We start from the raw sequence: 7,188 nt of genomic DNA, 5'->3' as shown, positions 1-7,188 counted from the left end.
TATTGCCAGGGATGAAAAAGTACCCCGATTTCAGGGGTGAGAAAGTAAGCCTGCTTAAGGGGCAATAAATAACCCACCTGGATTTTCTTCCCTTCTTTTTATCAAAAAAAGATTTACTTTGGATTTGGTTCTTATTGTTCCTTCCTTAAAGCTCTTCAAATAGGTTCATGGTTCCGTAGGAGGGGACCTATGAACCAAAAGATTCGATGTGCAAATCCTGCCTGCAGGCGTCTTTTTCTTCCAAACCCTCACGTCAAGAATCACCGATACTGTAACAGGAAGGACTGCCAAAATCTCCGGAAAAGACTCTGGCAACAGCAAAAGATGAAACATGATCCAGACTACCGAGATAACCAGCGAGACGCCCAGCAGTGCTGGATGGAACAGAACCGGGATTACTGGCGGCGATATAGGAGCCGACATCCGCAGTATGTGAAACGTAACCGGATACTGCAAAGACAACGGGACAGGAGACGTCGCCTTCGAAATCTTGCAAAGATGGACACGTCAGAACAGTTTTCTTTTGTGAAACCAGGCAGTTACTATCTAATTCCTGCCAAATCGGATCTTGCAAAGATGGACACGTCATCTCACAAATATTTCTTGATTCCAAGCTCTTACCCATTTCTTGCAAAGAAGGACTCGATGGACTTTCCTGCTTTCCTCTCTTAGGTTGGGGATCAAGGAGGTCAGCCATGATTGAAAAAACTCCTCTTTGTCCCCAAAGACTCCGAAAGATCACGGGCTCCTTTGCCTTTATCGAGCATCGATTCTTAAGAGACGGCTTCTTTGAGAGCCTCACTCATCATGAACTGCTGCTCTACCTGTTTTTGGTGTTGGTAGCAGACCGCAGGGGCCTTTCCTATTACAGCTACGATAAAATTTGTACGCTCCTGCGGATTTCTGTGGATGAATACCTCTGTGCCAGAGATGCATTAATCCAAAAAGACGTCCTCGCTTTTGATGGACACCTCTACCAGGTGCTCTGCCTACCACAAAAACCTCTTGTTCAAAGAGCTTCCCCTCTTAAAACCAGAAAAGATATGGCTCAACGGGACCCCGCTACCATTGGCCAAATTGTTCGGGATGCCTTGGGAGGAACATATGATTGATCAACGCACCATCTTTGAGATCCATCGCCTTGCCAATGAAGGACTCTCCATTCGAATGATTGCCAACAGGGTTACTCTTAATCGAAAAACCGTGGCCAGGTATCTCGATGATCCAACCCCTAAAAGGCCCCTTATCAAAAGGCCCAGCAAACTGGACCCCTTCAAGGAGGAGATCTCAGAAATGCTTCAGATCGATCCCAAAGCCTCGGCTGTGGTCATCTGTCAACGCATCGCCAACATGGGATTCGATGGAGAAATCACCATCCTAAGGAATTATCTCAGAAAGACTCGGGGCAGATCCAAAAACAGACAACCCTTCATCCGCTTTGAATCTCCACCAGGGCATCAATGTCAGATCGATTGGGGCCACTTCGGCTCCCTGACCTATGGCAATACCAAACGCAAACTCTATTGCATGGCCGTTATTGAGTCCTACAGCCGTTTGCTCTACCTGGAGTTTACCCACTCCCAAAGACAGGAAACCTTGCACCGTTGTCTCCTTAACGCCTTTGACTTTTTCAAGGGTAGTCCAAAAGAGTTGGTGCATGACAATATGCTCACTGCCGTCATTGAGCGTGACGGTCCTCTGATCCGCTTCAACGAGGCATTCCTACAGTTCCTTATGCCCTTCAAGATTGTCCCCATAGCCTGCAATGTAGCCAAACCCCATGAGAAAGGCAAAGTGGAAAAAGGAGGTATCCACTACATCAGATACAACTTCTGGCCCCTGAGATCTTTCAAGAATCTAAAAGACCTTCAGCTTCAGGCCGATCACTGGAGAGACCATGTAGCCAATGTCAGGCTACATAGCACCACAGGGGACAAACCCGTTGATCGCTTTAAACCAGAGGCCATGCGGCCTTTGCCTGACCTTTTACCCGATTGCCGCGATACAGCCATATGCAAGGTTTACCCGGATTTTTCTATCCGCTTCGATGGCAACTTCTATACAGTGCCTCCATGGGCCATCGATAAAGAGGTGGTCGCTAAGGCTGATCACCATATCTTTACCATCTACTTCAAAGAAAAGCCTATCGCTGTCCATCACCGCTGTTGGGATAGAAAAAAGCGCATTGAACTGCCTTCTCACATGGAATCTGCCAGAAAACGTCAACGCAAACTCTGGCGCTCTCAGGAAGTAGCGGCCTTCATCAGTATAGGAGAAGACACCAAAACCTATCTCGAACACCTTACCGCTGCAAATCAACCCATCAAAAAGAACCTCAAAAAACTTCTCGCCCTCAAAGATGAGTATGGTTCTTTTGCATTGATTGAGGCCATCAAAAAAGCCTCCTTACACAATGCCTACGGCGCCCATTATATTGAGAACATCCTCTATCAGGAGATGACTCCCAAGAAAAATCATCTTCCCGTCAAAGTCAAACAGGAAAACCTCAATCGTATCCGCCTCCAGGAACCATCTTTAGCTCAATATGATGCCTTCGTCATCAAAAGGAGAAAAAACGATGATTGACTTAGAGCGTCTCAAGGAAAAACTTATCCGGCTTCGGCTTAAGACCATGGCCCAGCACCTTGAAGCCATCCTTAGGCAAGCCAGTGATAAAAATCGAGACTCCCTGTTTGTCCTCAACCAACTCGCCGATTTGGAGGCAGAACATCGCTGGCAAAATGCCATTAAGCTCAAATTCCAACAATCCAAGCTTAACGAAAAACTCACCATCGACCAGTTTGACTTCAACCACCATAAATCAAGAAAAGATCAGAAAACTCAAATCCTCAACATTCTTAATCTAGACTTTGTCAAAGAGCATAAGGATGTGATCTTGATCGGTAACCCTGGCACCGGAAAAACCTTCCTTGCAAAATCCATCGCTTATGCCGCTTGTAATGCCAACATCAAGGTCCTCTTTACCACCGCCATCGATATGATCAACCATCTCATCGCTGCAGAGGCAGACCGCTCGCTCCTTAAAAAACTCCACTATTATCAATCTCCGGCACTCTTAGTCTGTGATGAGCTCGGCTACCTTTCCTTGGGCCAGCAAGGGTCACACCTGTTTTTCCAGGTCATCAGCGCAAGGCATCAGGTAAAGTCAACACTGCTGACAACAAACCTGCCTTTTGCTGAATGGGGAAACGTGTTCGATTCTACCACTGTGGCCACAGCGATCGCTGACCGGCTTGTTCACAACTCAGAGGTCCTTATCTTTGGAGGGGAAAGTTATCGAAGAAAGCAAAAGTAAAAAAACAAGTTAATCAATCCCAGATAACAGCGTATAGTGATAAGTGCTTTAGGGCATGATACTCTTTTCAAAATGAGCACTAGCGTCGAGGTGTGTCTAAACTCCTTGATGGCCCAATTTTGAATCCCTGGATTTGGGGTATTTCCTGATCCCTGTCAATACCAATACATTCAAAACGCCGCCGGTTGCCCGCGCCGCATCCAGTGCCCGACTTTCTTGGTGCAACATTATGACCAACGTCAATGATTGGCCTTGGACCTTGTGCAAACGTAGCATAGTTTCCCATAACCGACACAAATCGCGATACGTGATTTGATCCATTTCCTGAGCTGGATCATCCATCACAATGCAAGCGTTGTGAAATCTGCCATAGGTTACATAGCGGGCGAAGAACCACGCAAGCCCCATCACATGCACTTCAGCGTGATTCAAAATATAACGGGCAAACGGTGCCTTTTCACCTTCCCCCAATTTGACGCTCAAACGCTGTTCGCCACGTAAAGTCTTAACATCAAAACGAGCTCTCCCAGGCAATAACCATGGAGCAGAAGTTATGTTCATAGCCAGTTCAATCCACAAACTTCCCAAAGTAGTGGGAAGATGCTTATCCACGATCATGCCAAGTTTCTTATCCAACTTGCTCTTGATTGCCTTCCAATTATCCGGTTCCTCAAAGGCCGTTGCAGTCCTTTGAAATTCTTCAGCCAGCTTTCCCGCTATCCGCTCTGCTTGTACTTCGGGCTCAATCTTCACCGGAAAGCTGGGGAAGAGCTTCAATGTCTGAATTTGTTGAATCAGTTCATTACGCCGCCGCTCGTCACGAATATAGTCTGAAAAAACTTGTTCGTCGGGCAGCAGCCATTGCAAGGACTGCATCAGCTTAGCTTGATCCTCGGCCGAAATCGGACATTTTTGTTGTCCAAGGCTGACGACTTTGAGTTCTATCTCCTTAATGATAGTGGTCACTTTATTGTATCGGGCAATCTCGTTTTCTCTATTCGCATCCGCTTGCGATTGCAGATTTTCAACAACGGCGAGTATGCCTTCCTTTTCTGTAAGATCGGTTCCGCACGTAGGGCATTCATTGGGGTGATGTTTTGTCCAATCATCACGCAGAAACCTGTCAATTTGCGCGAAATGGTCAAGCCTGCCTTTATACTCCTTTCCCTTTAGAATAATGTGCTGTTGCTGTTTTTGCAGTTCAGCAACTTGTCTTTTCAATTCTTCGGCTTCCTGGTCTGCCTTGCTTGGCGGCCGAGCATTTTGGACAGAAAGCCATTCGCCCCACAATTTTATCTGTTCAATCAAGTAATCAGCTTCTTTTTGCAAGGGTTTCAATTCATCCGTTGCCAATTTACTTGCCCACGTATCTGTGTCTTGCACCAACTTATTATATTGATGTAGCCAAGCCTCCAGTATGGGCTGTATCTCCAGTTGTTTTGTGTGGATAGCAATTTCTTTATACAAACGCTCCCGCTTAGGCTCACCGCCCCATGCCTGCCATCCCATCAGAAGCCTCCCAGCTTCCCTGTAATTGGCGTGTTCAATGTTTCCAGCAAGCTCCAACCAGTCCATCAAAGGAAGGGACAGCGAAGGCAGGTCCGAACTAATTAGCTTCTTGGCAATTCTTTCCCGCGCTGTCTTTATAAGGGTTATGCTGGCCGGGAGCCCTAGATTCCGTAATAAAGTCTGCCGAGCCATATTTGCCCGGTTATAGTTCTCGTCTACAAAGCTTGCTATCTTTTGTGCTACATCTGAATACCCCCTCAAAACCAGCGCTCCAAGGTCATCGGAGGTCATTTCCAGAAAATCACGGGTCGTTTCTTGCGAAAGCAGCGTGCCGGCCATCTCCCTTTTTGCCTGGTCTGCTTCGCTCTGATCAGAAATCGGTACTAACTGAACAACCTCTTCATTAATCCACACTTCTGGATCATCACCTGTTTCAGGTCTCATGGGCCGTAAGTAGGATTCAATGTATTTACTTGAGCGAGACCTATCTGGAATATCTTTGTCGGACAAAAACTTACAATAGCGATAGGATGTTCGAAACAATCCGAAGGATAAGGCTTCAAACAGGCTGCTTTTGCCAGTTCCGTTGGGGCCGTGCAGCACTAAGCAGTTTGTCCCACTGTCACCAAATTTAAGTTCAAGATCTTTAATATTGCGAAAATCCTTCACACGCAAATTGCGCAAGGTTTTTGGCCGAGACTTACCTTGGGCAGTTCCCGAATGAGTTCCGTCTATTCCCGTTGGTGAATAGACCTCCATTTTTCCAACAGTCTTTTCCGCCAAGCTGACCAGATCGGGTTTTTCAAATTCAGAGGGGAAGTTTTTCAACTCCTTCAAAACAAGCGCATCCGCACTCATCCATTGGATGACTCTACTAGAATCCTCTTTTCTGAGAATTGAGCGTGTATTGAGCAATAATCGCGGGAAGCCATGCTGCTCGAAAGCTTCTAGCCAGTCACCCTTTCGATTGATAATGACATCAACCGGGATTTCTTCAAAATGAGCGGTCTCCCTTCTCAATTTGGCTATAACTGGCAGAAAATCGTTTCTAAATACCGTTTCATTTTCAACCAGCCAATGTATTAACACTCGCCATGAGCCTTTATCATCAACTTTGCTGTTTTCCCTGTCGACGTAGTGAATTTCTGGCAGCAGCTTGGACCGAATTTCCAGCGCGCGTATTATTTGCCCGGCGGTATCAGTTTTCTGTGGCTTAAACGGAAGAAAATAAACGCACATCCCGATTTCGGGATCAAGGAGTAATCCCCCGTTATCAGCCAAATCATTATCATTGACCAGCGGATTCAAATCGTCATCTACCCTTTGCCAGACAGGACGCTCATCAGATATTTCGTTTTCCGAGCCGACATCAGCAAAATTGATATTAAGGATTTGCCGGTACTTATTTCCAAGAAAGCCTTTGCATATTTCTATTGCGTCTTTCATCGTTATTCCCTCACAAAGCATTGATATGCTGAATGTTAACGTGCTGTACACCTCCCGTTATGCTGGCAAACTGGATCTTTCGTGTTAAGGTCGCTACTTGTCTTCTCATAATACTCACCGTGTCATCCGTTATTTGCTTTTTACTGTCATAATGAAGTGGGAGTAGCCTTAACTCTCGGACGTACCCAATGTGTTGCTCCATTCGTTTTAATAACGGGCTTAACCCAGAAAGGTCAGAAGAGTCTCCCCATGCCGGCAATGGTATCACTAACAAGCCTTTTGACGATTTCCATAGTCCCCCGGGAAATTTCCTGTAATCCCATCTCTGCGCATTTTTTCCGATTCTTGTCAGTATATGGGCAGCAGCCAAGAGATCGGGGCGTCGAATGCCTTCGATTTGCCATGGAATATGTTCATCCGGCTTTTCAATTCTTATCGAATGTCGCGGAATTTGTTTACCACCGCTAATATATGTGACTAACCCCGCACGCCAGCAAAGACGTACCCAAGCAGGTAAGAAATCGTCTACCCAATCAACCACAAAGTCGTTCAAGACCGGCCTCTGAAAACGGTCATATATCTCTTGGATGTTAATGCTATAGGTCCCCGAGTGTCTTTTGAGACATTCAAGTGCGTAAAGTGCTTGAATCCATAAGAAAAGTCGGTCAGTCGTAAGACCTTGGGGTTCTTTGGAAACTTCTACGTGAGCCTTTGCTTTGTCGCAACCATAGCAGTCGGTAAGCTGTTTGTGACCCTTTTCATTAAATACAACGTCAACTATGGTTAGCTCGTCAGCACCAGTTGCTTCGGTTTGTAGCCCCAAGGCTTGTCTAGCCTGGATTCCCATGGTGCTGAATGCTCCTAACGCTACGCTCGCTAAGATTGTTTTCACTGGACCAATAGCAACGGTTCAGCGT

Annotated in this window: 6 protein-coding genes; 3 read left to right on the top strand and 3 right to left on the bottom strand. The window is 46.2% G+C overall.

Features of this window, described 5'->3' with window-relative positions; genetic code table 11:
- Positions 1 to 253: 253 nt before the first annotated feature.
- Entirely contained in the window at positions 254 to 697 is a 444-nt protein-coding gene (locus JW883_17300; GenBank protein ID MBN1844020.1) for a hypothetical protein, read from the bottom strand.
- Here JW883_17300 and JW883_17295 point away from each other — a divergent pair.
- The 3 genes from JW883_17295 to istB are packed head-to-tail and all read left to right on the top strand — an operon-like array spanning position 696 to position 3,316.
- Positions 696 to 1,112, top strand: a complete 417-nt coding sequence (locus tag JW883_17295; protein ID MBN1844019.1) for a hypothetical protein — start codon at positions 696 to 698, stop codon at positions 1,110 to 1,112. The genes JW883_17300 and JW883_17295 overlap by 2 nt on opposite strands.
- Positions 1,105 to 2,586: an IS21 family transposase gene (istA, locus tag JW883_17290; GenBank protein MBN1844018.1), complete on the top strand. Its 1,482-nt coding sequence runs from the start codon at positions 1,105 to 1,107 to the stop codon at positions 2,584 to 2,586. The genes JW883_17295 and istA overlap by 8 nt, the downstream gene beginning before the upstream one ends.
- Complete coding sequence (gene istB, locus JW883_17285) at positions 2,579 to 3,316, top strand: IS21-like element helper ATPase IstB (protein ID MBN1844017.1); 738 nt, start codon at positions 2,579 to 2,581, stop codon at positions 3,314 to 3,316. Before istA ends, istB begins: the two co-directional genes overlap by 8 nt.
- Positions 3,317 to 3,412: 96 nt before the next feature.
- Here istB and JW883_17280 read toward each other — a convergent pair whose 3' ends face one another.
- Positions 3,413 to 6,271: an AAA family ATPase gene (locus tag JW883_17280; GenBank protein MBN1844016.1), complete on the bottom strand. Its 2,859-nt coding sequence runs from the start codon at positions 6,269 to 6,271 to the stop codon at positions 3,413 to 3,415.
- A gap of 10 nt (positions 6,272 to 6,281) precedes the next feature.
- Positions 6,282 to 7,118, bottom strand: coding sequence for a hypothetical protein (locus tag JW883_17275; protein MBN1844015.1), 837 nt, complete (start codon positions 7,116 to 7,118; stop codon positions 6,282 to 6,284).
- Between the last annotated feature and the right edge of the window lie 70 nt (positions 7,119 to 7,188).

This window comes from Deltaproteobacteria bacterium (assembly GCA_016930875.1).
GTDB lineage: Bacteria > Desulfobacterota > Desulfobacteria > Desulfobacterales.
The sequence above is the reverse complement of the archived record's forward strand: the minus strand, read 5'-3'. Positions and strand labels throughout refer to the sequence as shown.

Excerpts from the sequence above, each read along its gene's own strand:
- JW883_17295 (MBN1844019.1), top strand. The coding sequence starts at position 696 with ATGATTGAAAAAACTCCTCTTTGTCCCCAAAGACTCCGAAAGATCACG.
- JW883_17300 (MBN1844020.1), bottom strand. The coding sequence starts at position 697 with ATGGCTGACCTCCTTGATCCCCAACCTAAGAGAGGAAAGCAGGAAAGT.
- istA (MBN1844018.1), top strand. The coding sequence starts at position 1,105 with ATGATTGATCAACGCACCATCTTTGAGATCCATCGCCTTGCCAATGAA.
- istB (MBN1844017.1), top strand. The coding sequence starts at position 2,579 with ATGATTGACTTAGAGCGTCTCAAGGAAAAACTTATCCGGCTTCGGCTT.
- JW883_17280 (MBN1844016.1), bottom strand. The coding sequence starts at position 6,271 with ATGAAAGACGCAATAGAAATATGCAAAGGCTTTCTTGGAAATAAGTAC.
- JW883_17275 (MBN1844015.1), bottom strand. The coding sequence starts at position 7,118 with ATGGGAATCCAGGCTAGACAAGCCTTGGGGCTACAAACCGAAGCAACT.